The 24,480-nt window shown below is 49.6% G+C and carries 24 protein-coding genes and 1 tRNA gene; 14 read left to right on the top strand and 11 right to left on the bottom strand.

What is annotated here, in order from left to right; genetic code table 11:
• Nucleotides 1–27: 27 nt before the first annotated feature.
• From grxC to PsB1_RS05170, 3 genes are read left to right on the top strand one after another with little or no spacing between them, the layout of a single operon-like run.
• Nucleotides 28–282, top strand: a complete 255-nt coding sequence (gene grxC / locus PsB1_RS05180) for a glutaredoxin 3 (protein ID WP_284359529.1) — start codon at nt 28–30, stop codon at nt 280–282.
• Entirely contained in the window at nt 282–1,103 is an 822-nt protein-coding gene (locus PsB1_RS05175) for a carbon-nitrogen hydrolase family protein (protein ID WP_284359696.1), read from the top strand. The genes grxC and PsB1_RS05175 overlap by 1 nt, the downstream gene beginning before the upstream one ends.
• Entirely contained in the window at nt 1,100–1,573 is a 474-nt protein-coding gene (locus PsB1_RS05170) for a DUF1178 family protein (protein ID WP_284359527.1), read from the top strand. Before PsB1_RS05175 ends, PsB1_RS05170 begins: the two co-directional genes overlap by 4 nt.
• Here the strand turns inward: PsB1_RS05170 and PsB1_RS05165 are convergent.
• The 3 genes from PsB1_RS05165 to PsB1_RS05155 all read right to left on the bottom strand — a co-directional run bounded on the left by PsB1_RS05165 (nt 1,570) and on the right by PsB1_RS05155 (nt 3,245).
• Nucleotides 1,570–2,103, bottom strand: coding sequence for a COG4705 family protein (locus tag PsB1_RS05165; RefSeq protein WP_284359526.1), 534 nt, complete (start codon nt 2,101–2,103; stop codon nt 1,570–1,572). The genes PsB1_RS05170 and PsB1_RS05165 overlap by 4 nt on opposite strands.
• An 80-nt stretch (nt 2,104–2,183) precedes the next feature.
• Nucleotides 2,184–2,342 (bottom strand): hypothetical protein, encoded by a 159-nt coding sequence (locus PsB1_RS05160; RefSeq protein WP_284359524.1) that lies wholly within the window; start codon nt 2,340–2,342, stop codon nt 2,184–2,186.
• 351 nt (nt 2,343–2,693) lie between these two features.
• Nucleotides 2,694–3,245: a cytochrome b gene (locus PsB1_RS05155; RefSeq protein ID WP_284359523.1), complete on the bottom strand. Its 552-nt coding sequence runs from the start codon at nt 3,243–3,245 to the stop codon at nt 2,694–2,696.
• Nucleotides 3,246–3,569: 324 nt separating this feature from the next.
• Here PsB1_RS05155 and PsB1_RS05150 point away from each other — a divergent pair, with 324 nt between their 5' ends.
• The 6 genes from PsB1_RS05150 to PsB1_RS05125 all read left to right on the top strand — a co-directional run bounded on the left by PsB1_RS05150 (nt 3,570) and on the right by PsB1_RS05125 (nt 13,651).
• Nucleotides 3,570–4,238: a GntR family transcriptional regulator gene (locus PsB1_RS05150; RefSeq protein ID WP_284359522.1), complete on the top strand. Its 669-nt coding sequence runs from the start codon at nt 3,570–3,572 to the stop codon at nt 4,236–4,238.
• Nucleotides 4,239–4,996: 758 nt separating this feature from the next.
• Nucleotides 4,997–7,318 (top strand): TonB-dependent receptor, encoded by a 2,322-nt coding sequence (locus PsB1_RS05145; RefSeq protein WP_284359520.1) that lies wholly within the window; start codon nt 4,997–4,999, stop codon nt 7,316–7,318.
• Between the two features lie 213 nt (nt 7,319–7,531).
• On the top strand, nt 7,532–8,443 hold the full coding sequence (locus PsB1_RS05140) for a hydroxymethylglutaryl-CoA lyase (protein ID WP_284359518.1): 912 nt from the start codon (nt 7,532–7,534) through the stop codon (nt 8,441–8,443).
• A 17-nt stretch (nt 8,444–8,460) separates the two neighbouring features.
• Nucleotides 8,461–10,512 (top strand): hydantoinase/oxoprolinase family protein, encoded by a 2,052-nt coding sequence (locus tag PsB1_RS05135; protein ID WP_284359517.1) that lies wholly within the window; start codon nt 8,461–8,463, stop codon nt 10,510–10,512.
• Nucleotides 10,513–10,556: 44 nt separating this feature from the next.
• Complete coding sequence (locus PsB1_RS05130) at nt 10,557–12,443, top strand: hydantoinase B/oxoprolinase family protein (RefSeq protein WP_284359515.1); 1,887 nt, start codon at nt 10,557–10,559, stop codon at nt 12,441–12,443.
• Nucleotides 12,440–13,651 carry a CaiB/BaiF CoA transferase family protein gene (locus tag PsB1_RS05125; protein WP_284359513.1) on the top strand — a complete coding sequence of 404 codons (1,212 nt, stop codon included), beginning with the start codon at nt 12,440–12,442 and terminating at the stop codon, nt 13,649–13,651. Before PsB1_RS05130 ends, PsB1_RS05125 begins: the two co-directional genes overlap by 4 nt.
• A gap of 84 nt (nt 13,652–13,735) precedes the next feature.
• Here PsB1_RS05125 and PsB1_RS05120 read toward each other — a convergent pair whose 3' ends face one another.
• A complete protein-coding gene (locus PsB1_RS05120; RefSeq protein ID WP_284359512.1) occupies nt 13,736–14,371 on the bottom strand; it encodes an isochorismatase family protein in 636 nt (211 codons plus the stop codon).
• Nucleotides 14,372–14,848: 477 nt separating this feature from the next.
• Between PsB1_RS05120 and PsB1_RS05115 the strand changes: the two genes are divergently transcribed.
• Entirely contained in the window at nt 14,849–16,219 is a 1,371-nt protein-coding gene (locus PsB1_RS05115; protein ID WP_284359511.1) for a globin-coupled sensor protein, read from the top strand.
• 179 nt (nt 16,220–16,398) lie between these two features.
• On the opposite strand, the gene PsB1_RS05110 is transcribed toward PsB1_RS05115, so the two are convergent.
• The 4 genes from PsB1_RS05110 to PsB1_RS05095 form a co-directional block, all read right to left on the bottom strand.
• A complete protein-coding gene (locus tag PsB1_RS05110) occupies nt 16,399–16,704 on the bottom strand; it encodes a PRC-barrel domain-containing protein (protein WP_284359695.1) in 306 nt (101 codons plus the stop codon).
• Nucleotides 16,705–16,993: 289 nt separating this feature from the next.
• On the bottom strand, nt 16,994–17,557 hold the full coding sequence (locus PsB1_RS05105; RefSeq protein ID WP_284359510.1) for a hypothetical protein: 564 nt from the start codon (nt 17,555–17,557) through the stop codon (nt 16,994–16,996).
• A gap of 5 nt (nt 17,558–17,562) precedes the next feature.
• Nucleotides 17,563–18,042, bottom strand: a complete 480-nt coding sequence (locus PsB1_RS05100; protein WP_284359509.1) for a hypothetical protein — start codon at nt 18,040–18,042, stop codon at nt 17,563–17,565.
• A gap of 397 nt (nt 18,043–18,439) precedes the next feature.
• Nucleotides 18,440–18,991 (bottom strand): YbhB/YbcL family Raf kinase inhibitor-like protein, encoded by a 552-nt coding sequence (locus tag PsB1_RS05095; RefSeq protein ID WP_284359507.1) that lies wholly within the window; start codon nt 18,989–18,991, stop codon nt 18,440–18,442.
• 517 nt (nt 18,992–19,508) lie between these two features.
• On the opposite strand from PsB1_RS05095, the gene PsB1_RS05090 reads away from it, so the two are divergent.
• Nucleotides 19,509–20,597 carry a DUF2793 domain-containing protein gene (locus PsB1_RS05090; RefSeq protein ID WP_284359506.1) on the top strand — a complete coding sequence of 363 codons (1,089 nt, stop codon included), beginning with the start codon at nt 19,509–19,511 and terminating at the stop codon, nt 20,595–20,597.
• Between the two features lie 167 nt (nt 20,598–20,764).
• On the opposite strand, the gene PsB1_RS05085 is transcribed toward PsB1_RS05090, so the two are convergent.
• Nucleotides 20,765–20,855: transfer RNA gene (locus PsB1_RS05085), tRNA-Ser, on the bottom strand.
• A 162-nt stretch (nt 20,856–21,017) separates the two neighbouring features.
• The gene (locus PsB1_RS05080; RefSeq protein WP_284359502.1) at nt 21,018–21,299 is read right to left on the bottom strand and encodes an SEL1-like repeat protein; all 282 of its coding nucleotides are present in this window, start codon (nt 21,297–21,299) and stop codon (nt 21,018–21,020) included.
• Between the two features lie 225 nt (nt 21,300–21,524).
• On the opposite strand from PsB1_RS05080, the gene PsB1_RS05075 reads away from it, so the two are divergent.
• Genes PsB1_RS05075 through PsB1_RS05065 form a run of 3 tightly spaced genes read left to right on the top strand, consistent with a single transcriptional unit; the run spans nt 21,525 to nt 23,590 of the window.
• Nucleotides 21,525–21,839 (top strand): hypothetical protein, encoded by a 315-nt coding sequence (locus tag PsB1_RS05075; RefSeq protein WP_284359501.1) that lies wholly within the window; start codon nt 21,525–21,527, stop codon nt 21,837–21,839.
• 6 nt (nt 21,840–21,845) lie between these two features.
• The gene (thrB, locus tag PsB1_RS05070) at nt 21,846–22,814 is read left to right on the top strand and encodes a homoserine kinase (RefSeq protein ID WP_284359499.1); all 969 of its coding nucleotides are present in this window, start codon (nt 21,846–21,848) and stop codon (nt 22,812–22,814) included.
• Nucleotides 22,814–23,590, top strand: a complete 777-nt coding sequence (locus PsB1_RS05065) for an NUDIX hydrolase (RefSeq protein WP_284359497.1) — start codon at nt 22,814–22,816, stop codon at nt 23,588–23,590. Before thrB ends, PsB1_RS05065 begins: the two co-directional genes overlap by 1 nt.
• Before the next feature lie 20 nt (nt 23,591–23,610).
• Here the strand turns inward: PsB1_RS05065 and PsB1_RS05060 are convergent, their stop codons facing one another.
• Entirely contained in the window at nt 23,611–24,477 is an 867-nt protein-coding gene (locus PsB1_RS05060) for an S-methyl-5'-thioadenosine phosphorylase (protein WP_284359494.1), read from the bottom strand.
• Nucleotides 24,478–24,480: the final 3 nt, after the last annotated feature.

Here is a 24,480-nt window from a genome sequence, read left to right as displayed (position 1 = left end):
TAGCAACTCCAATTTAAGGGCCAAACCATGGCGAACGTAACCATCTATACCAAATTTTATTGTCCCTATTGTGAGCGGGCCATAGCACTTCTGGAAAAAAAGGGTGCCACTATCACCAATATTGAGGCCGCTACAAAACCTGATGTTCGTGCTAAAATGAATGAGCTCACCGGCAGAAATACGTTTCCCCAAATCTTTATCGGCGATACCTATGTGGGCGGCTGCGATGATTTGATGGCTTTGGAGGCCAAGGGTGGCGTTGACCCCTTATTGGCGGCCTAATTTTGGTAAAAGTTGCCGTTCTTCAATTGCGTACGCCTGCGCGCTTGAGTGTCGCGCGAGCGCAGCTTGAGCCCTTATTGAACCGTGCTGCCAAAGCGGGTGCAAAGCTGATTGTGACGCCCGAGGGCACTAACATCCTGCAGCGCGATCGCACGCGCTTTGAAGAAGAGGCTTTGTTTGAGGATGAAGCTGAAGCCCTCGCCTGGTATGGGTCGCAAGCCAAAGCCCATAATGTCCATCTTCTGATTGGTTCTGCCCTCTTAAAGCGGCGCAGCGGCAAGGCCGCCAATCGCAGCCATCTATTTGGCCCTGAAGGTGATCTACGCGCGACTTATGACAAAATCCATTTGTTTGACGTGAATTTGGGTGCGGGTCAGGAAACCCGCGAAAGCCATGCCTATGAGCCCGGCGACAAAGCAGTTGTGGTGGATACGCCCTTGGGCACTTTAGGGCTGACGATTTGTTATGATCTGCGCTTTCCCCACTTGTTTCGCGATCTCGCAAAGGCCGGTGCGCACATGATTGTCGTGCCAGCGGCTTTTACCGCACCAACCGGGAAAGCCCATTGGCACACTTTATTGCGTGCGCGCGCGATTGAAACAGGTGCCTATATTTTGGCCCCAGCTCAAGGTGGCAATCATGAAGATGGCCGGGCAACTTATGGTCATAGCTTGATCGTGAACCCTTGGGGCGAGATTATCGCTGAACTTGCCCATGATGAACCGGGCGTCCTTTTGGCGGACCTTGATCTTGAACGCGTCACCAGTGCGCGCACCAAAATCCCGTGCCTAACCCATGATCGCGCTTACCAAAAACCATGATTAAATATGCATTAGCGTGTAACCACGCCCATAGCTGGGAAGCGTGGTTTGATTCCATCGCGGGCTATGAGAACCAGCTCGCAGCTGGATTGGTCGAATGCCCGATTTGTGGCTCAATACAGGTTGAAAAAGCCCCAATGGCACCTGCTGTTGTGTCATCGCGCAAAGAGCGTGAGACGCTGACAGAGGAGACCTATGTCCCCGTGGCGATGGCTGAAGAGAGCTTAACGTTGCCAGAGCCCATGCGCGCTTTCTTTCAAAGCTGGAAAGAGCATATTGAGAAAAACTATGATTATGTCGGCGACACCTTTGCCAGCGACGTGCGTGCCATGCATGAAGGCGAGGAAGATAAGCGCTTGATCTATGGCCTCGCCACCCAAGAAGAAGCCCGGGAATTGCTGGAGGATGGGATTTCTATTGCCCCTATTCCAGCTCTCGCTAACCCCAAGCCCATTCGTGGCTTTCATTAAGTTACTTGGTTAGGTTTCGATTGTGCTCGGCCATAGGTCAGAAAAATCATCCCAATCAATATGACCAAAAGCACCGCCGACGAACCCATCGTGCCGAAGCCCAAACCGCCAAGGTCTTGGGTTTTGGTCAAAAAGTCACCCATGGTCGCGCCAAAGCGTCGGGTTAGGACAAAAGCGAACCAAAACAAAAGTGTGCGTGAAATGCGTGTTAAAAAATAGTCAATTCCAATCAAGAGCAACCCTGAACTGATCAAAGCATTGCTCCACAAAAAGCCAAGGCCAGAACTATCGGCTAAAAAATCACCCACCGCCGTTCCCAACGTGTTGGAAACCAAAATTGACACCAAATAAAAGCTCTCGGCGCGGCCACCACTGATATGATCCACCCGCAAGCTTCCGGTTGTGGCACGCCAAGTCACAAGGACTGCTATCATAGTCGTCGCGATCAAAGCCGTCCCAAGGCCATATCCCAGACCAAAACTGCGGTCGAGCATGTCTGAAATGGTGGTCCCTGCGGTCCTAGTCGCCATCAACCAACCAATATAGCCATGGCTAAAAACGTTTGGCGCGCATTTGGAGCATCAGCACGACTGCAAAACCAATAATTGGATTAAGCTACTGCCAACATAGCCACGTGCAGGGTCATCGAAATAAGGTCCAAACCTGTCTCACCCGAAGTGGTCGCTGCAATCTTCATGACCCAAAATGCGATTGTAACCTCAGCAACTTTTGAGAATCGCTCGAGCTGACTGCCCTTTAAATCTGTCATGATGTGCGTTTCAATCCGGCTTAAGCGACTAAGGCTAACGGGCATTGGGTGAAGAAGCGCTGAATCTAGCGCGACCAATTGGCCCACCTGCTACAAGCCCACACCGCCATCTTCCAATACTTCAACGGCTATATAACCCAAGTCACCGCCACCGATATCACGTCGGCATCAAACCACTGACTTTCCCAGCAAAGGCGGCCTAACAACGAGTTCGCTGCAGCGTAACCAAAGCGATACAAGTCACCTTATCACCGCTTAGAATGAAGGTATCACAACCTCCACCAACTGCCTATCCTGACACCACTGCGCCGAAGATGAGGCCTAGGCCCTAAGCGAGGGAAGAGGAATGGTTCAACCCCGCCCTGGCAACATACGAATTAACGTATTGTCTTTTCTAATATAATGATGGAACAAAGCCGCAAGCGCATGCAATCCAATCAAGCCATAACCCAAGGTGCCGCCGAGTTCATGGATTTCTTTGATTTGGCCAGCTAAGAATTTGTTGGGCTCAATGACTGGCGGTAGGCTTAAGCCCCAGAATGGAATGGTTTTGCCAGCAGCGCTTAAAATCAACCAGCCTCCAATTGGCATCCCAATCATCAAGCCATAAAGCGCGACATGCACCAAACCGCCCAAGCGATTTTGCCAGTTTGGGGGTGAGGGTGTGATCGGCGGCACTTTCCAGATCCCCAAACGCAATACAATGCGTAAACAAACCAAGGCCAAGATGGAAAGACCCAGCATGAAATGCCATGTCTTGAAGGCCTCCCGGATTTCACTCCCCTTTGGAAAATTTTCGCGCAGCTCAATAGTTGCATAAACGCCAATGATCAGGGCAAGCATGAGCCAATGCAATAGGACAGCACTCTTGGGATAGGATAGATCAGATGTGGATTGCGCCATGATGAAACCTCATTGATTTCCATATTGGTTGGGACACATAATGTGGCGTATACAAAGGTATAATCAATGCATATCGTCATCAATGCATATCGTCAAAGTTTGTTCCCCAGGCGCTTGGAGTGGATTTAATTTTAACCTAGTTCAGCACAATAACTAGGCTCAAAAAAAGGGTTCTGGCACATAAGTTCTGGCAAAAAGCCCAAACCTATTTCACCTTTGACCTTCTCCCAAAACCTAGGCAATTCTAACACATGCTAGACACATCAAAAAGGCACTTATAAATGCCGTGGATGGCCATCTAGGTCAGCGGTTTAAGGAACTCATATGTCTGCTGCAGCTCAAAAGGCCTATCTCTATCTTAAAAACCAAATTCTCAATGGCGACGTGCCCGCTGGCGAACATGTGTCTGAGGCTGAAATTGCTATTTCAGCCGGGGTCAGCCGAACCCCTGTACGCGAAGCCATAAGACGGCTCAGCTCCGAAGGCCTTTTGCTGCGACGACCCCATTTGGGGGCAGTGGTTCCAAAATGGAGCCAAGAAGAATTGGAAGATGTGTTTTCATTGCGCGCCCTTCTTGAGTCCAAAGCCGCAGAGCGCGCAGCTTCTCGGATCAGCCTCAAAGAATTAGACCATTTGGCCTCCTTAGCTGAAGAAATGCTTTATGGGGTTACACCTCTAACTGATGTTGATCAGCTCGACGAAGGCCGAACCAAATTTGGTGAACTCAATGGTCAGTTTCACGCCATCATTGTCGCAGCGGCGCAAAGTATCCGCTTGAGTACCATGCTGGAACATGTCATCCATATCCCACTCTCGGTGCGCACGATCCTGCGCTATGATAAGGCTGATCTGATCCGCAGTGCCGGACACCATATTGAATTGGTTTCAGCTTTTCGTGCCCGCGATGGCGCCTGGGCCGCATCTGTCATGCGTAGCCATATTCTCGCTGCTTGGCATGCGATTAGTCGAGAAAGCACAAAACCGACTGTCTAGTTCTACTTTAGCCTGCCACAGTGGCCAAAGCATCCTCTACCCAGGATCGTCTACCAAAATCATCCATTTTGTGTTGGCACTGTAGGTGGTGGCAGGCCATTAGTCCGCAGTGACAACACCCCTTCATCTTATAACGCACGAAGCATATGTCCTTTAAGTTCTTATGTCCTCCATGGCCTTAAGTCCTATAAGCAAGGATCAATCGGTACAAGGCACGCGCGATTACGCCAAAGGCCAAGGACGCGGTCTGCCCTTTCTGACATTGATCGCCTATGCTTGATGAACCATAGGGTTTCGCCGGATTCCTCCACGATCTATGCATAGAAGCTTTAGGGTTGGCAAGGTCTCTCCAAAAGCCTTTTTCGATTATCAAATCTTTGGCGATTGGTGCTTGGGAAGCGCAATGGCAAGAAGTGGTGGGCTTGATCTAACCACCCTGCCGCCAATGATATAAAAGTTACTGGTACAACCAAGCTTCCAATGCCAAGTTAAAACACGGCACTAAACGCCCAACCAAGACAACAAGACTGGATCGTAAGCGTGTGTAGATCAACCCAAACAATTTAGCACAATCCTGACCTTGTCATGTCCATATATTGCCCAACCTTGGGGCAAACGGGTTGTTGGCAGAGTAGATTGACAATTAGGATTTTCTTCTATTGTATCCAAAATCAACCTTATTCATATCACGCGATCAGATGTCTTTGCGTGAGCTCGGCGTGATCAAGGACTTGGTATAGCAATTAATGGGGGATTTTATGATAAAAATGACCAGTTACAAGCAGGTTTTGTCTTTCTCGACTGTTTTGGTATCTGCTGCTCTTATGGGTTCTATTGTATCCAATGCACAGGCGCAAACTGCCCCCGATGCCTCTGTAGCCCCTCCCAAGGAACGTGATGTCATCGTCGTAACCGGTGCACGCCAACGCCAAGAAAGCGCCAAGGATGTGCCTCTGGCCGTACAAAATTTCTCGGCTGTTCAAATTAAAGATGCAGGGATTGATCGCCCGGCAGACTTTATTGCTCTGACGCCGAATGTTTCTTTCATCCAAACAACCAATGTGGGGGAATCGCAAGTCCATATTCGTGGAGTGATCCAACCCCGCGATACAGAACCGCCCTTTGCCTACGTGCTGGATGGTGTTTTGGTACCCAATCCAAACGCATTCAATCAAGAGCTTTCCGACATCGCAAGCATCGAAGTGATTAAGGGGCCGATTGGCTCTATCTACGGACGTAATGCAATTGGCGGGGCTATTTTGGTTAATACTATGAAGCCTCGCAACCAGTTTGAAGGTCAAATCAACGCAGGCTATGAGATAGAGGGCCAAGAATATAAGCTTGGCGGTTTTATTTCGGGGCCCTTGGCAAGCAATGTCTATGGTCGGATCACCGCTCATATCAGTGACCGTAAAGGCTATTTTGATAATATCACGCGCAACACGAAAGAAGATCCATTCCAAGAACAAGTGCTGCGCGGCCGCTTAATCATTGATGCCAGCGAGTCCGTTGAGTTTGACCTACAAGCAGGATGGGGCCACATCGATGGCTATGCCTTTGCGTTCAATAACCAATTGTCCTTTACTCCAGGCTTTACCCAAGGCGTCAATACGGGTGACACCTCGTTACCCTTTGCCGGCAATTTGGCCTCCTTCAACAAGCAGGACCGCTGGAACCTCTCCGCAAAAATGACTTGGGACGTGGCAGATGGTGTTTTGTCTGCCTTTGTGGCGCATAATGCTCTTGATGAAAATATGGGAGGGGAAGGTGCCGCAGACTTGGCCTTATTTGGCTTATTAGGGCCGCCAAGCCCAGTTAATCCATCCCCTACTGACTTTTTTACCAATCCTGCCCTTTATGAAGGTTATGGTCCAACAGATCGCGATGGCTCCCAATATCAAGAGCGCAATCAAGAAGACACCAGCGCTGAAATCCGCTTTACATCAGATGGGCAGGCACGGTTTCGCTATATTGTCGGCGCTTATGTCATCTCGTTCCAACGTGACATCTTATTGCTGACGGGAGATGTTGGATTTGGCACCAGTATCCGACAAGCCCCTGTTTTGGTCAATGGTGCGGCCGGTACCCAAGGTACAGGTGGCAACAATGATAATTCTGCTTGGGCTATATTTGGTCAAGCTGCTTACGACATAACACCAAAGTTAGAAGCATCTTTAGCCTTACGTTATGATAAAGAAGAGCGGGAAAATACTAATACGGTCACAGGTCCGGTTGCGCTGATCGGAGTTAAGAGAAAAAATAATTTTGACCAAGTTCAGCCTCGCATCTCGTTTCGATACAAAGCTAATGACGCCATCAGCCTCTATGGTACTTATGGTGAAGGGTTCCGATCAGGCGGCTTCAATGCGTTAGGAAGCCGAAATGCAATCTTGACCATCGATGGTAAAACCAACACCACTGTGCGTGATGATTTTCCAAAAGAGACTTCGAAATCGTTTGAACTTGGATTTAAATCCATTCTTTTGGACCGTAGGTTAAGTCTGAACGGTGCACTTTTCTCGACCAAAGTGGAGAACGCACATTTTTTCCAATTTTTCCCCTTCTCACTGGCACGCGTGATATCCATCGTTCAGGAGAATGAGATTACTGGTGGGGAGTTTGATTTTAACTTCCTCTTAGATGACAATTGGAAGTTTTTTGGTGGTGCTGGGATTTTGAACTCCAAAATTGGCAAAAACGATGAAGTTCCGGCCTCGATTGGTAAGGATTTCCCCTTCACACCCGATCATTCCTTAGTTTTGGGGGTGCAATATGATCGTTCCATTTCATCCAATCTTGATTTGGTTACGCGGTTAGAATGGAATCAGACTGGCAAAATGTGGTTTGATACCGAAAATACCAAGGGCACAGAACGGCCTCAGTTGGATTTAGTGAATGCGAGAATTGCAATCTCAGGTGATAATTGGACTGCAAGTTTGTGGTCACGCAATCTTTTCGACAAAAAATACAATGTGGACGCTGTTGTTCTCAATGTACCCCCACCGGCAGGTTTGACCTTTAACTTCGTAACCAAAGGAACACCGCGGACCATCGGTGCTGAGCTGAGCTTTAAATTCTAAACCAACTCATCTTTTTTAGGGCACGTGCTGCTATTAAGGCAAATCGTGCCCTCTAAATTTTGATCAGAGGCCTGTTTTTCCGGCATTTTTGCTGATAAGGAAATCGGTCCACATGATGAAGTCAAACGTGATCCCCATACTTGGATATTGGCGACCAATCATGGTTACCAACATGGAATTTGCAAGAAACAGCTTGAAAAGAGACTTGTGACCATGAGGCCGATAGAAATTGTTGAGGTAGGTGCGCGGGACGGTTTGCAAAACGAACCTGAACTTGTGCCAACCTCCGTCAAAATTGCGCTGATTGAGCGTATGATAGCTGCAGGGGTAAAACGGCTTGAAACGGCCAGTTTTGTCAATCCACGGCGGGTGCCGCAAATGGCCGATGCGGAGGCCGTGATGGAGAGCCTGCCTGATACCCATGATATTGTCTATATTGGTCTTGTCCTCAATGAACGTGGGGCGGAGCGTGCGTTACAAACCAAAGTGCATCAATTGGGCGCTGTTGCTGTGGCCAGCGATACTTTCGCGATGCGAAACCAAGGGCAGACTTCTAACGATAGCGTCGCTATCTCCAAATCCATTATCAACATGGCAAAAGCCCATGGGCGCAGCGGGCAAGTGACGATTTCTGCGGCCTTTGGGTGCCCTTTTGAAGGCAAAGTTGATCCCGCTCGCGTGGTTTCAATGGCAGAAGAACTTGCTGAATCTGGCCCGTGTGAAATCGCACTAGCCGACACGATCGGGGTTGGTGTGCCGGCCCAAGTAACTGCCCTCTTATCGGCTGTGCGGAAAGTCATTGGCGACATTCCTTTGCGTGCACATTTTCATAATACGCGTAATACAGGCTTGGCCAATGCTTGGGCTGCCTATGAAGCGGGTGTTACCACTTTGGATTCAAGCTTAGGTGGTTTAGGCGGTTGTCCATTTGCGCCCAAAGCCACAGGAAATATCCCGACAGAGGACTTGGTTTATCTACTAACCCGCTCTGGGATAATCAGCGGCCTTGATTTAGATCGATTGATCGATGCCAGCACATGGTTAACCCACATCATGAAACGAACCTTACCTGCCATGGTCAGTCGTGCTGGAAACTTTCCAGCGCAAGAGCCGTTAACAGCATAACATTTGAGGAGGAATGCATGACCTATCGTCTAGGCGTTGATGTGGGGGGAACATTTACAGACTTTCTATTGTTTCATGAAGCCAACGGGCAGACTTGGCGGGGTAAAACTCCGTCAACGCCTCATGATCCTTCGATTGCAGTGGTTGAGGGGACAAAGCAAATCTGTGAAGCGGCCGGAATTTCCCCAAGCGATATCCATGTGTTTTTGCATGGGACCACGGTGGCGACCAATGCTGTGTTAGAGGGTAAGGGCGGGGTTGTTGGATTAATCGTGACCGAGGGCTATCGCCACATCATGCAGGTTGCGCGCTCTTATGTACCAGGTGGGTTGGCCGCTTGGATCATCTGGCCCAAGCCAACGCCGATGGCACTTTTGGAAAACACAGTTGAGATCAGGGGCCGTATAGACGCCCAAGGCCAAGAAGTTCGTCCCCTAGACGAGGCGAATATCCGTGCTGAACTTGCCAAGCTCAAGGCCCGCGGTGTCCATGCATTAACCATCTGTTTGATGAATTCTTATCTCAACGGCACCCACGAAAAACGTGTCGGAGAAATAGCGGTTGAAGTGTTTGGTACACAGATGCCTATTTCCTTAAGCCATGAAATATTACCAGAAATGTATGAATATGAGCGAACGCTGACAACGGTCGCCAACTCAGCTATGCGCCCGGTTGTGGGCAAATATGTACGCAACCTCAAGACAGAATTGTCAAAAATGGGGATGCATGGCCATGTGTCACTGCTGCGCTCGGATGGTGGATTAATGAGTGCGCAGGCAGCTGAGTTGAAGCCAGTCAATTTGTTAATGTCAGGGCCTGCAGGGGGCGTTGCGGGTGCAATTTTTGTGGCCAGAAATGCTGGCTTCAAAAATATTTTGACTTTGGACGTGGGAGGAACTTCCACAGATGTTGCACTGATCGAACATGGAGAGCCGCGCCTACAACGCACTACCGAAGTTGCTCATCTGTCGGTTCGCGCTTCTTCCTTAGATGTCCGCACAGTTGGTGCTGGTGGGGGTTCAATCGCCCATGTACCAGAACTGACTAAAGCCCTGAGGGTTGGACCTCAGTCGGCTGGTGCAATGCCAGGACCTGCCTGTTATGGTCGGGGTGGAAGCGAAGCAACGGTGTCAGACGCAAATTTAGTTCTTGGCTATCTACCCGAAGTATTGCTGGGCGGGCGGATGAAATTGGATAAGGCCGCGGCCATTGCTGCTGTCCAGAAAATAGCCGATGCGATGGGCGTTGATTTAATGGAAGCTGCTCGTGGAATTATTGATATTGTCAATGAAAATATGTTTGGTGCTCTGCGTATGATCTCTGTGCAACAAGGATATGATCCGCGCGAATTTGCCTTGATGGGTTTTGGTGGTGCTGGGTCTTTGCATTCAAATGCAGTTGCCAAATTAATGGGTTCATGGCCTGTTATTGTCCCAATCAGCCCAGGAGTCTTATGCGCGGCCGGGGATGCAACAACCCGCTCTCGTGCCGAGACAGCACGAAGTTTCTCCAAACGACGATCGCAAACCAGCGATGCAGAAGTGTATCGGACTTTGTCTGAAATGGCCGATCAAGCCAAATCTGCTTTAGAAACAGATGGTATTCCACAGGGGGAAATCAGCCTTAAGTTTGAGATTGATGTTCGCTATTATGGCCAAGGCTTTGAAGTGCCCATGCCAGTTGTTTTGGCTGATTTCAAATCCGGGGGCATTCAAAAATTGGCTTCTGCCTTTGATGAGGAACATCGCAGGCTATTCACTTTCAATATGGAAACCGAACATGAATTAGTGAATTTGCGCTGTGTCGCACTGGGTAAAGCCCTTGAACTGCCTACAGCACCGATTGCACAGGGAAATGGAGATCCAAGTGCCGCCCGGGTCGCCGATCATAAAATGTGGGTTGATGGGGGTTGGCAGGATGGGGCGATCTATGATCGCGCGAAGCTTAGAGCTGGCGATCAATTGACGGGCCCAGCTATCATTACTGAAATGGATTCCACCGCTCTCGTTTTGCCTGGTTGCGTTGCTAAAGTCGATAAACTTGGCAATATTTTGATCAATCCCGCTTAGCATCAAAAGCCTTCTCTTAACGCAGACCATATGAGGAACCTGCCATGCCCGCAACCATCCTTGAAACCAAACCTCGCCCCTTCATCCCAACTCCAGTTGATCCTGTTTCGCTGGATATAATTGAAAATGCTTTACGTAATGCGCGTGTCGAAATGGATGCGACGTTATTTCGCACGGCTCTGTCACCTGGTATCCGGGAGCAAGGCGATGCTTTTCCTATGATTGCAGACCCAAAGGGCCGAATGGTAGTCGGCCAATTTGGCTCGTTCTTGCAAGGTTTTTTGACCAGATATGATGGCGAAATTGAAGAAGGCGATGTCATCTTATTGAACGACCCCTATTCATGCGATGGGGCGATTAGCCATACCTCAGACCAACTTGTGATTATGCCAATCCATCATGATGGCCGCCTGGTAGCTTGGGGGGCGATGTTTGGTCACATGACCGATGTCGGGGGTAAAGTACCAGGATCCTTACCAACGGATGCTTCATCTATCTTTGAGGAAGGTATGCGCCTCCCACCCGTTAAACTCTATCGAAAGGGAGTTTTGCAAGAGGATATTTTGAGAATTGCAACCCACCAAAGTCGAATGCCTGAGTGGTATCGTGCTGATCTCATTGCGATTGTAGCAGCTTGCCGGGTAGCTGCACGGCGATTAATTGAAATGTGCGAGCGCTTTGGTGACGATCAAGTCAATTCTGCTATGAACCATCTTTTGGACCGCAATCGGCGTGCAATGCAATTTCTGATCGGCCAGGCTATTGGAGAGGAGCCTGTCTTTTTTGAAGATTACATTTGCGATGATGGCAAGGGTGCTGGGCCATTCAAAATCAAATGCAGCATGTGGCGGGAAGGCGATCGTGTCATTTTGGATTTTGAAGGAACAGATCCCCAATCGGATTCGAGCATTAATTTTTATCTCAATGAAAACATGTTCAAGATGTTTTTCGGCATCTATATGATCATGGTCTTTGACCCCCAAATTTTGTTCAATGACGGTTTTTATGATCTAGTTGATGTACGAATTCCAGAAGGTTCTTTGCTGAAACCCAAATTCCCGGCCGCTTTGTCCTGTCGCACCCATGCGCTGGGGCGTATCTTTGATGTCCTGGGTGCCCTATTGGGCCAAAAACAACCTGACTTTTTATGCGCAGCGGGTTTTTCTTCCAGCCCGCATTTAATGTATTCTGGTTTTCATCCCGATGGGGAGTGGTTTCAATTGTTCCAAATCGGTTTCGGCGGTATTCCTGGTCGTTTCTTAGGAGATGGTGCGGATGGCCACTCCTTATGGCCAGGCTTCACCAATGTACCCAATGAATTTTTGGAGCGCTACTTCCCCTTGCGCATTGAGAAGTATGAATGCGCTATTGATTCAGGTGGTGCAGGCCTGAATCGAGGTGGTAATGGCATTAATATGGTCTATCATTTCTTAGAAAACGGCACCATTTCAATCCATGATGATCGCTGGTTTGTTCCCCCTTGGGGCGTCAATGGTGGACAACCAGGTGCAAGATCTTGGAAAAGGTTGGTTAAGGCTAATGGTCAAAACATCCCACTGGGATCCAAAATGGATCGCGTTATCGTCGAGAAAGGGGATGAATTGCATTATGTCACTTGGGGGGGCGGTGGTTGGGGAGATGCACTTGAGCGTGACCCAGAACTTGTTGGGCTTGAAGTGCGTGGTGGTCTCATCTCCGTAGATGGCGCGCGCGCCTATGGTGTAATATGTGATCATGAAGGCAGCGTTGATCAAGCTGCAACTCATCAATTGCGGCAAACATTGAAATCAAAGCGTAGACCGCTACAGGTCTTTGAGTTTGGCCCAGGATTGGATCAACTTCGTGTCAGCTGTTTGGCAGATACAGGCCTTCCTGCCCCTGTTCAGCCTGTTTGGCGGGCGCGTAATCGTGATAAGATCGCCGCACAATGAGCAAGAGTAGTCCCGAAGCCACTGGCCCACTCAAGGGTTTGCGTGTGATTGAATTGGGTGTGTTACTGGCAGGGCCTTTCTGTGGTCAGCTCTTGGGCGATCTAGGGGCCGAAGTCATTAAAATTGAACCCCCAGATCAAGGTGACCCGATGCGGGATTGGGGTCCAATCAAGCCAAAGGGACAAGGCCTTTGGTTTCCCATTGTTGCTCGGAATAAAAAGTGCATTGTCGCGAATATGCGTAAACCTGAAGGCCAGCAGATACTTAAAGATCTGGTGGCAGATGCCGATTTTGTCCTTGAGAATTTTCGACCCGGTACCATGGAAAAATGGGGCATTGGCTACGATACTTTATCGGCGATTAATCCCGGTATCATCATGATCCGCGTTTCTGGCTATGGTCAGACCGGCCCGTCTAGCCATAAGGCTGGTTATGCCAGTGTTGGCGAAGCTATGGGCGGATTACGTTATGTGATGGGTGAAGCTGACCGTATGCCGTCACGGGCTGGAATCTCCATTGGTGACACATTGGCAGCAACCTTCGCGACCATTGGTGCGCTGGCTGCCTTAGAGCATCGTCGGAAAACAGGGCGTGGGCAAATGGTTGATGCGGCCATTTATGAAAGTTGCTTTGCCATGATGGAAAGCCTGATCCCAGACTTTCAATTTGGCAATTATATTCGGGAGAGAGCGGGTTCAATTTTGCCTAAAATTGCACCATCCAACATCTATCCTGCCAGCGATGGAATGTTAATCATTGCAGCCAATCAAGATACGGTCTGGTGCCGTTTGGCTGAACTTATGGGCCGACCTGAACTCGCCCATGACCCCCGTTATGCAACCCATATTGCCCGGGGGGAGCACCAAGGTGAGCTGGATGAGCTAATTTCTGCTTGGACGCGAACCCAAACATCCCAATCCTTAGAAGACATTTGCGAACAAGGGGGCGTACCGTGCGGGCGGATCTATCGTGCACCTGAGATGCTGCAAGACGAACATTTTGCCGCGCGTCAAGCTATCATTGAGGTCGAACATCCAGTCTTAGGGGGGTTTAAAATGCAAAATGTATTCCCCAAATTATCCGAAACACCAGGCAATGTAAGATGGACGGGGCCTGATATGGGTGCACACACGCTAGAAGTGCTCCAAAACATATTGGGCTATGATGATACTAAAATTGAAGCTCTAAAAGCGGTCAATGCGATCTAAGGGATGTGCCTCAATCCAAGGTGAACATGATTGTATTAGGCATATGCTCTGGCGCGTGTGGTACATTAGCATGGCTTGATGCCATCAGCGCGATTGCAACTGAGCCAAAGCCACGTCCAATTCGATAACTTCAGCATATTTGGCTTGAAGATCAAACAAATTGGCCTCGTGTGGGCGCGGGTCGCGATCTGCGCAGGCTTGTCTGACCACAAAGGGTGCAAATCCACACTGCATGGCGTCAAGAGCGGTTGCACGAACACAACCCGAAGTTGAGAAACCGCCAATGAACACACTATCGACCTTTAGCGCATTCAAAGTTGAAGCCAGCGACGTAGCAAAAAAAGCTGATGCATAATTTTTCATAATTATGATATCGCTTGGGGCTGGTGATAAGGCTTCTGGAAAAGCAGCCATTGGACTGTCGGTTTCAAACAATTTTAATGCTGGCACTTTTTTAAAAAACAGCCCACCATCTATCCCACCTCTTTGAAATCTGACACCGGTGAGTACGACAGGAATTGCAAGCCTATGTGCAAGGCTGCGCAAAGTGATCATCGCGGTTAGGGCATCTTGGGCACTTTGCCCAGCATAAAGCGGGCTTTCAGGGTTGATATAAGCCAATACTGGGTCCACTAAAACAAGGGCTGGTCTTTCACCCCATGCCAATCGACCACCAAACCCTGCTTGGTTATAATCTAGATCTAGACTTGATTCAGTCATCGATTGCCCTAGTGACTAAAAAGTGATCTTAATACATTCTGCGCATGCTGTCATCCACAGAACTTGTGGAAGGAAAGATCAGTGATTGCGTCTTTTCAACGTAAAATAGACACGGTTCTTGCAATTGTGCTAGCACCTTTCGCAACTGTCGCATTTTTCGCTAGCTACCCCAACATGGCCTTGGCATCACACCTCTGCATCTTAATCACACAATCACAGACCAAAATTGTCTATTGAGGCAACAATTATCTTGTCCACATCAATCCAAGACAAAAAATAAACAAATCTCATAGATTCATATATTTGCATAATAAAAAATCTATAATCATTTAAGACATTTTTGTCTGAAGGTTGCATCTCAGGTACAAAATCAATCTATTTTGCAGTATAATTTGAGAATTTCTGATCTTTTTAAATCTTCATTAGGGGGTAACTGTCATTGATTGGTTGCGCAAGTGTGTGGCGTGGGAGAATTCTATGGAAAGCGTGAGTATCAATGAACGAATTCGGTTTCAAAATATCGATCAACATACGCGCTCGACTTTACGAGAATTAATACCCTTGCTCCCTGAGATCATGCCGGGGTTGCTGGACGAATTTTATAACCATATGAACGGTTGGCCCGATGTTAGCGCAGTATTCAACGGCTCAGTTATTGCCCATGTCCGCGAGAAACAGCTCGATCATTGGATGCTGATCGCCAAAGCAGATTTTGCTGCTGACTACGAAGCATCTGTCCGCAAAATTTGGGGCATTCATGCGCGGCTTGGCCTAGCACCTACTTGGTTCATCGGAGGCTATTCGCTCTTATCTGCACGGATCGCAGAAGAAGCCACTGCTCGCCTAGCCTTAGGGGGTAAGGGTGTCAAAGGGGGTAGGTTTTTGGGTGCAACTAACCCAGACAAACCCGCAACGCGCTTTGCCAAAGCCGTGATGCAAGCCGTTTTACTAGACCTCGATTTTGCGGTCGAAGTCTATATGGAAAGCGCTGAAAAGTCGCGCAAAACTGCACTCGACGAACTGGCCAATTCGTTTGAACTCTCCGTATCTCAAGTCGTGGAAACCGTCGCATCGGCTGCAACAGAGTTGGAGGCAACCTCTGAAACACTCGCCAACACTGCCAGCTTAACATCTGGTCATTCATCCGCTGTGGCCAATACAGCCGAGCAGTCGGCTGGCAATGTCCAAACCGTAGCAGCCGCTGCCGAAGAGATGGCATCTTCAATCAGTGAGATCGCTCAACAAGTATCCCAAGCTGCAAATGTTGCCCGTGATGCTGAGGCCAAAGCCATGGCCACCAACGCAACCGTAGCAGCTCTGTCAGAGGCGGCCTCGCGGATCGGTCAAGTTGTTGGCTTGATATCTCAGATTGCGGGTCAAACAAATCTATTAGCACTCAATGCCACCATTGAAGCTGCAAGAGCTGGAGAGGCTGGACGTGGCTTTGCTGTTGTTGCTTCTGAAGTGAAAAATCTAGCGAGCCAAACAGCGCGAGCCACAGATGAAATCTCGGCACAAATTACAGGCGTGCAAGAAGTCACTGAACGTGCTGTTGGGGACATTGCTGACATCAGCGGCACGATCAATGCCATCAACGAGATCTCGTCTTCCATTGCAGCCGCAGTTGAACAACAAATGGCTGCCGTGCGGGAAATCAGCCGCAATACCACCGATGTTGCCGGCGCTACGGCAGAGGTCAGTAACGCGATCCAAATGGTTCAACAAGGTGCCAATGAGACAGGTGCCGCCGCAAACCAAAGCCTTGGCGCTGCACGTGAACTTGGCCAACAAGCCGACAGGATGAAACAAGAAGTGAGGGACTTCTTACAACGCGTTCGGGCCGCCTAACCGGGTCTACACCTAACCCGTCGGGGTTAGGGTGCAGCCAGCATGGCAATGACGGCAACCAAAACGATGGCAGCAAGCAGGGACAAGGCCTAAACAATGGTCATGCCTTTAACGCGAACACCTTAACGCGCTTCGTCGCCCGTTTTGACAATAGGGGGTTCTTCGCCCATGTTCGCCCCCTAACTCGCCGCGCCATCGGACCATGTGTGCACTTTAGCATCCGATAGGTCTAGTGTGTGATCAGGGCCATTGGCCAATCCTTTATCTAATAGGTCAACAACATAGCCATCTGGCAATTCGCGAAAGGTCAAAAGACTCCAAGCAATCAGATAACCATCCTCGCCCATGCCCATGAAGCCGCCGAAATTCATCACAGCATAAGCTACTTGGCCAGTGCGCTTATTGATCATGCTATGCTTGATCGTACCAATCCGCTCACCCGACGGCCGATAAACGCCCACACCTACAACCTTAGTGCTGGAAATCCGGAGCGCATCGGTCTGTTAGACAATTTCATCTATATTCTCTTCAGTCATGATGGGTTCCAATCAATCTGGGGGAACCAATCAAACGCTTGGGGGGTGTTTGGGTTCCAAGCGGAGGCGGTGAGCTTGTGCATGGGGCACGGGTCTGTGGACACTTTCAAGTGCAGACTCCCTGCTTGGAGCCCACAGGCCAACCATCAGTACCTTCACAATACCCACGAGAGGTATGTGCTCCTAACTTGAATGGCCGATGGGCCTTACGAACGACGAGGGCGCGTAGTTCCTTCTATTAAGGAGAGACAGCCAATCGAAAATCCGCGTCGTTCACTAAAGATCGCACCAACTTGGAATAAAGTGCGGTATAGCGCGCTTGCGCCTCGGGTATCGCAATTGCGCCGATGAATTGAAACTCCCAGCTGTCGCGCACGACCAATTCCTTGTTAAAGACTTCGACACCATTGCGGTGCACACGAAAACGGGCACCCAGTGCGCCATTTGGCGTAGACATCGTAGTGACTTCGCTGACTGTAAGTTGGCCAGAGATCACGACTGAGGACGCGGGGTCGAATCGGCCCGCGGCTGTCATTTCCACTTCCATTGTGTCTTTGAGAAACTGAGCAAACGAGAGACCGTTTGGAGGCCGCAAGGACTCAGCGCGAACCATCAATCCACGATCCATCCCTGGTGGCAGGCCTGGTGCCAGTTCAAATGTTCCCAGTGACATCGATGGAAAAGTCGCGGTTCGAAAGGCCTGCAAAGTATCAAGCGTCGGTGGCAGTTGAGCTGCAGGCGTAGCACATCCTGCCACCGCAAGCGTCACTACTAGAGCCACCTGAGTTAGAAGTCTTTTCATTTTGATCACTCTGCGGGTGCGAGCGCAGGTTCTGTTGTCTCTGCCGGCGTCAGCGGCGCTGGATCACTTGAGGGCGCAGCTGGAGCAGACGCGCCGAACCTCGGATCCCGGGTCAGGTCTGTTACTAATCGGTCGAGAATCTGGCGCACGATCATTTTGATCCCTTCGTTAGCATTTCGAACCCGAACAGCATTCTCGGGGTCCGCATGAAGGCCGATAACCGTCAAAAGCCGGTGCCGAGTTGTGGTGGTTACAGCTGTGGCGGTAGGCCCTGAAACATATTCAAGTTTGGCTTCGTAATTGTCTGCCACCAATTGACCAGCCAGACCAAAGGTCAGCCCTGCGCTAATTCCTTGGCCGACAGCCCCTTGCGCGATCAGATTGTCGATCGAGACCTGCATAACCGCCCCACCGTTCACGGGCGCTTCGGAGACTTCAGAGAAAGCCCCGCTCGTGCGGATTTGGGCTGAGACTTGCTCTTTCAAAAATTTCGTTGCCTGTGCGTTCAAGTTGCCTGCCGTCTTGAACTGGAATAGCAGCTGGACTGGCTGTGGGTTTGGCACAACGACTCGCTCCTCAGCCTTTACATCGCCCAACGTCGAATCAACAAATGACTTGGCAGCAGCGACACTTACCGTCGACAAAGACGCTAGGGCCGCAAGGATCCAGACTATTAAACGCTTCCTTCTATCCCCCTATTTGTAGTGATCCTAAGAACGCATAACTTAAACTCTTACAGTCTCTGATTGAACCCAAAGAATGGTAGACCGTCAAGTCAACGCTCGCTTGGCCTTGCCAAAAAGGTTAGCGCCTTCGCAATAGGGCGGTGCATTCAATGCAAGAATGCACCGCACAAGCTGTAGTTAATGTTCTTCAATTTGTTTAGCGGTTATAGACGGCGGTAATGCTGGCCTTGCCGATTGAGTTCGCGCGGATCATAAAGCCAGCCAAAGCATTGCTTGCCTCCTTAGGTAGATCGAGCTTGTCAATGCCAAGCGCGTGTACGGTGAAGATATAGCGGTGCATTTCGCCCGGTGGGGGGCATGCACCGCCGAACCCAGACACGCCATAGTCGTTGCGGATTTCCATCGCGCCTTTCGGCAACGCGCCCTTTCTGCTGGCGTCAGTCGGTAGTTCTGTCACACTGGCCGGAATGTTCACAACATTCCAATGCCACCAACCCGAACCCGTTGGCGCATCAGGGTCATAAGCGGTTATGGCATAACTTTTGGTTCCCACAGGTGCGTTCGTCCACGTCAATTGCGGCGACTGATTGCCACCATGGCAGCCAAATCCCTCAAAGACTTGAGTTGGGCTAAGTTTTGCCCCTTCGGCAATGGAAGTGCTTGAGAGCCTAAACTCTTCTGCCCAAGCGGAGCTGGCAACAGCAGCGACGGCAAATGTTGTAACTATGGAGATGTGTTTCAAAAGCATGTCTACTCCCTTTCCTGTTAGCTCATATTGAGTATCCCAAGCAAGGATGCAATGATGATGACAGATGCTTTCATTTCTAGAAACTTACCTTAATGGGGTATCTGTTTGGATCTAACCCAAAATACTTCTTCCACTCATCATGAGTGGGTCATGCAATTATTGATGCTTGATTAGACCCAAAACTTCACTCAACTTGGACAAGGTGCCTAGGAATTGCCATTAACCAGACAGGGCTGGCAATGATTTTCCTTTTACGATCGCGCCGCCAGACGATATCAGTTTGGCTTATGCGACTGATTTTTCCGCCATCCATCTTACTAAGCCAGCCAAGCTTGAGCGCCAAACTGATCTTAAACACCATCATTCGTTCAGGCAACCAAGGATTAATCATCCTAGAGCCACGCCACTATTACAGGGATAGGACTAACATTAATCCCCCTTCTGACATCTCTTTGCTAAACTGAAGAGCTAGGCAAAGGAGACTGTGACTAACATGGAAACTTCCCCAAGAACAAAGATGGAGTGGCTGGTTGCAAGTCAGGCTGACAAACATGTAACGCTCAATTCTGCCCTAAAAAAGATAGACACCTTATTGGGAGCTTGTGTGTTATCAAGGCGCAGCTCACCCCCAGCCAATTCCACAGAGAATGGTGATTGTTTTCTGCTCAACGCAGCGGGAACGGGGGCTTGGAATGGTTTTCCAATTGGATCAATTGCGACATTCGATGCTGGGGTATGGCAATATGTTATTTGCCCAGCTGGGACAATACTCACCGTTGTGGAAGAAAATTTGGTTCTACTTCGTTTGTCCAACGACTGGGTTCCACTGAGAACCAGCCTAGGCCTGTTGGCAATTGGTGGGTCGGATACATCTGATTGGTCAATAAAAGCCATTGGTCGGGGATTAAGCCTTCAGGCAGGAGAAACAGGCACATATGCTGGTTCGGTATATGCAAGTCTTAATAGGCTTAATGCCAACAAAAGCTCGTTGATCCTGCATGAAACCCTCAACGGAGCTAAGGTTCGATCAGGCTATGTCGATAGTGATACGTATAAAATTGAACTGGCTACCCCCGGCGGGGCATGGAAAGAAGGATTATCAATTGGATATGACGGCAATACACTCAAACTGATAAACGCATTAATCCTAAACCATATTAATGATAGAGTTACTTTAACAAAGTCCGACGATGAATTCTTTGAGATTGGCCCCCTTGGCAGCTACCAGAGCGATAGGGTCGATGCGTTTTGGCGCGGCTTGCATTTAACACCAAAGCCTATCGTGGTTAACAATGTACCACAATATCCTCGCTTAGGCTTTACATGGGACGTTGATCGATTAACAAATCCAACAAATATTAGTTTTCGTATGGAAATAGGTAATAATATTCCGGGGGTTAATCACTCAATCTACATAAGTGCATCGCCGGGTGGGCGTATCATATTAGCAAACCCAATAAAACTTAACACATATGTTCAAAACTCATTGCCTAATGCTGGTTTTGCTGGGAAAGGGGCATTGATCCATATAGATGGCTCGCCCGGCGGCATTGCATGGAGTGATGGCGCAACTTGGCGCTGGACAACAACAAATGGTGCTGTGTAGATCAAGGTTTGTCTAGCAGCATTAATCAACGTGATTTTGAGCCAACAATCATGAAGAATTGGATAATTCTTTGAATTAGAAAGCCTTCAATTTGCCCAGAATTGGCTCCTTAATTGGCAATAGTCACACTCTGATCCAGTTAATACCTTGTTTCTATATGAAAATAATGGCGGAGACGGAGGGATTCGAACCCTCGGTGCCCTTTTGGAGCACGCTCATTTAGCAAACGAGTGCCTTCAGCCTCTCGGCCACGTCTCCGCACCGCGGAGTGATAGCCTGAGGCATAGGCGCAGAGCAAGAGCAGGAGTTCAGTGGCGCTGCACACCCTGATTCTTGCAATATCGGGCTACGTTGATCAAGACTGAAAACCGGGCCTATTGGACACGAGAGGTTCTGCCGCAACGGGTAGGCTAAGCCTAATTAGTTGGCGGTGCGTTGCAACCATTCACGTGCCGCACGTTGAGCCGCGGAGATTTGTGATTGCGTCATCATCGCAGTCAATTCCTGACGCCGAAGTTTAGCTTCATCATCGCCGCGCATGGCGGCAATGTTAAACCATTTGTGCGCTTCAACATAATCCAAATCGGCACCAACCCCTGTTGCGTAGGAAAGGCCCAGCGCAAACAAATTGGCATTGGGATCCATGGTCCCAGCTTCTGTGGTCCTTTTGACCTGCGAAGTATCGCTCATATCATAAGCCATGTGTACTCTTCCTTTACCCGTGTTGGCTACATTCTGAACCAATCATTTATAAACACGCCCTGAGCTCTTGAACGCTCAGAATGCTACTGTGAGGGGAGATGGTAAACTGAATCTTCCTAAAACCTTGCTAGAAAGTGAATTTTGCTACCTTTTGCGTAAACAATATCTTGATTGTACAACTTGGTCTTAACTTTTTGGTTATGAATTCTGGCTTGAGGTGGAACAGTGCCTTTTTTTGAAACTGAAGATGCAAGCGCCCTAACCACCCAAAATATCGATGTCGCCCATATGATTGATCTAAACGGTAAAGGCGTGATGGAAGCGCTGGCTCTGGTTGAGGCTGCCTTGTTTGCCCATCAAGGGGCGGAAGAGAAGCGACTTTGGTTTCGATTTGACCCGCCAACAGGAGAGACCCCGCAACCCTTGTTTCAGCCGGTGGGTCGTCTGCTGCGCGACGCTATCCGTGTGGGAAATGCGAAACGCGCTATGCCTGTACAGGCTGGAGGCTGGATTGTCAGACTGGCGTCAAAGGTGCGATAGCTGAATATGGCTGTTTATACTGAACCCACTGATGAAGAACTTGCCACTTTATTGAATGCATGGGGCCTTGATGGGTTACGTAATTTCAAGGGCATTGCTGAGGGGATTCAAAACTCTAATTTTCTGATTGAAGTCCGTCAAGGCCGCTTCATATTGACGATTTATGAGAAGTCTGTGGTGTTAGACGACTTGCCTTTTTACTTGGGCCTGACTGAGACTGCGGCGAATGCTGGTTTGCCTGCGGCACGGCCTATCCGGACCCAAGATGGGGAAATGGTTCAAATGATCCGGGGGAAACCGACATCTTTATGCACTTTCCTGGACGGAGTTTCTTCCCAACACCCACCCTCATCGCAAACCCGCGCGGCGGGCGCCGCCTTGGCACAGCTTCATCTTGCTTTGGCAGACTACCCACAAAAGCGCCCCAATGATTTAGGGCCACACAATTGGTCGGAATTATGGGCCGGGCGGGCGGCTCATTCCGAAGACTTGGAGCCCGGTATTGCCCCTTCTATTGATCAGGACTTGAAAGAGTTTGCGGCCAATTGGCCTAGGGATTTGCCGCGTGGAATCATTCATGCTGATCTATTCCCCGACAATGTCTTATTCTTAGGTGATCGCGTTAACGGACTGATCGACTTTTATTTCGCTTGTGAAGACTTCTTAGCCTACGATTTGGCGGTGATGCTCAATGCTTGGTGTTTTGAAGCCAATGGGCGCGAGTTTGACTTAGTTAAAGGGCGTGCCTTGATCATGGGCTATGAAACCGTTCGCCCCTTGAGCCAGTCTGAGCGCAACGCTTTACCCCTCTTGGCGCGCGGAGCGGCATTACGCTTCTTTTTGACCCGTCTGGTGGATTGGGTGACACCGATGGACGGGGCATTGGTGCGCAAAAAAGACCCACGCGATTATGCAGCTAGACTGGCGTTCCATCGCAATGCGCGCAGTGCCGCTGATTATGGCGCACCAGAATAATGACCGGGGCTCAAGATCCTTTATATCCGGCATCAACCTTACTTTTGGTGCGCGATGTCGCAGATGGCTTGGAAGTGTTGATGGTGGAGCGTCACGCCAATATCGGTTTTGCGGGCGGAGCATTGGTGTGGCCCGGGGGCAAGGTAGAAGTGGCAGATTTTGAGGAAGGCTGGTTAGATCATGCCGACGGATTGGATGGCTTATCCCCAGATGAGCGGGCAGCCCGCATCGCTGCTATCCGCGAGACGTTTGAGGAGACCGGCGTTTTATTGGCGCACTTAGATGGCGCTTTGATCGGCCCCAAGGTGCAAGACTTAAAGCTGATGCGCCACAAAATTGACCGCGATGCGAGCTTATTTTTGCCCTTGGTTCGCGACCAAGGCTTAAGGCTGACGGGCAACAATCTCACCCCTTTTGCACGCTGGATCCCCCCGCCCGCGCTTCATAAACGTTTTGATACCCGTTTTTATCTAGCCCGCGTGCCTGCCGACCAAATAGGCTGCCAAGACGGAACTGAAGCTGTTGAACTTCTTTGGATTAAGCCAAAGGCAGCCTTACAGGAATTGGCTGAAGGTAAGCGCAAGATCATTTTTCCAACTGTACGTAATCTTGAGCTTTTAGCACTTTCTCCCACGACTGACCGGGCACTCACCGATGCAGCCGCCCGCCCACAAGGCATTGTGCAGCCGATCATTGAAGATGGCGTTCTCAAAATCAGGGACGACTTGGGCTATCCGGTGACGCAAGAGCGGCTGGAAAGTGCTTTACGGGGATAGGTGCAACACGTGTTCCCGGCCTAGTTTAATACCCGCCCAGCAATGGCTGACAGTTTTTTAACAAGCTCCAAGTCACGCGCTTCTGGCTCTGTAATCACTGCAAAATCCAAACAGGTATCAATCGGGGATGGCGTACGCGGGATAGTCTTTATAGCCCTAGCAAGCTCTGCAACTAAATGCTTTGCCTTGGCTGAGTTGGCGTGCATAACTTCTATAATGGCCGACACTTCAACCGCGCCATGACCTTCATTCCAACAATCATAATCGGTGACCATACATATGGAAGCATAAGGTAGCTCTGCTTCACGGGCGAGTTTGGCCTCTGGCATATTGGTCATGCCGATCACACTACAACCCCAAGAGCGATAAAGCTGGCTTTCGGCCAAAGTCGAAAATTGTGGCCCCTCCATGACAACATATGTCCCACCTTCGGTGACTTGCGCCCCAATTCGGCGTGCGGCTTCGCCTGCAAGCGCACGCAAACGCGGACAAGTGGGGTGTGCAACCGAAACATGCGCGACAAGGCCTTTACCAAAAAAACTTTTGGCACGGGCAAAGGTGCGGTCGATGTATTGATCAACCACAACAAAGTGACCCGGTGGCAGTTCGGCCTTTAGTGATCCCACCGCCGATATGGACAAGACATCGGTGACCCCTGCCCGCTTAAGCACGTCGATATTGGCCCGCCCATTGATATCAGAAGGCGCGATTGCATGCCCACGACCGTGCCTTGGCAAAAAGACCACACGCTGTCCGTCAAGTTCGCCATCAAAGATTTGGTCAGATGCTTGCCCCCATGGGCTTTCAATTGCGCGCCAAACCCCATTCAGGCCCGGAATATCATAAAGCCCTGATCCGCCAATAACCCCTAAAACCCAATCAGACATCTT

It is taken from the genome of Candidatus Phycosocius spiralis (assembly GCF_030158815.1).
GTDB classification, from domain to species: domain Bacteria; phylum Pseudomonadota; class Alphaproteobacteria; order Caulobacterales; family Aquidulcibacteraceae; genus Aquidulcibacter; species Aquidulcibacter spiralis.
The sequence above is the reverse complement of the archived record's forward strand: the minus strand, read 5'-3'. Positions and strand labels throughout refer to the sequence as shown.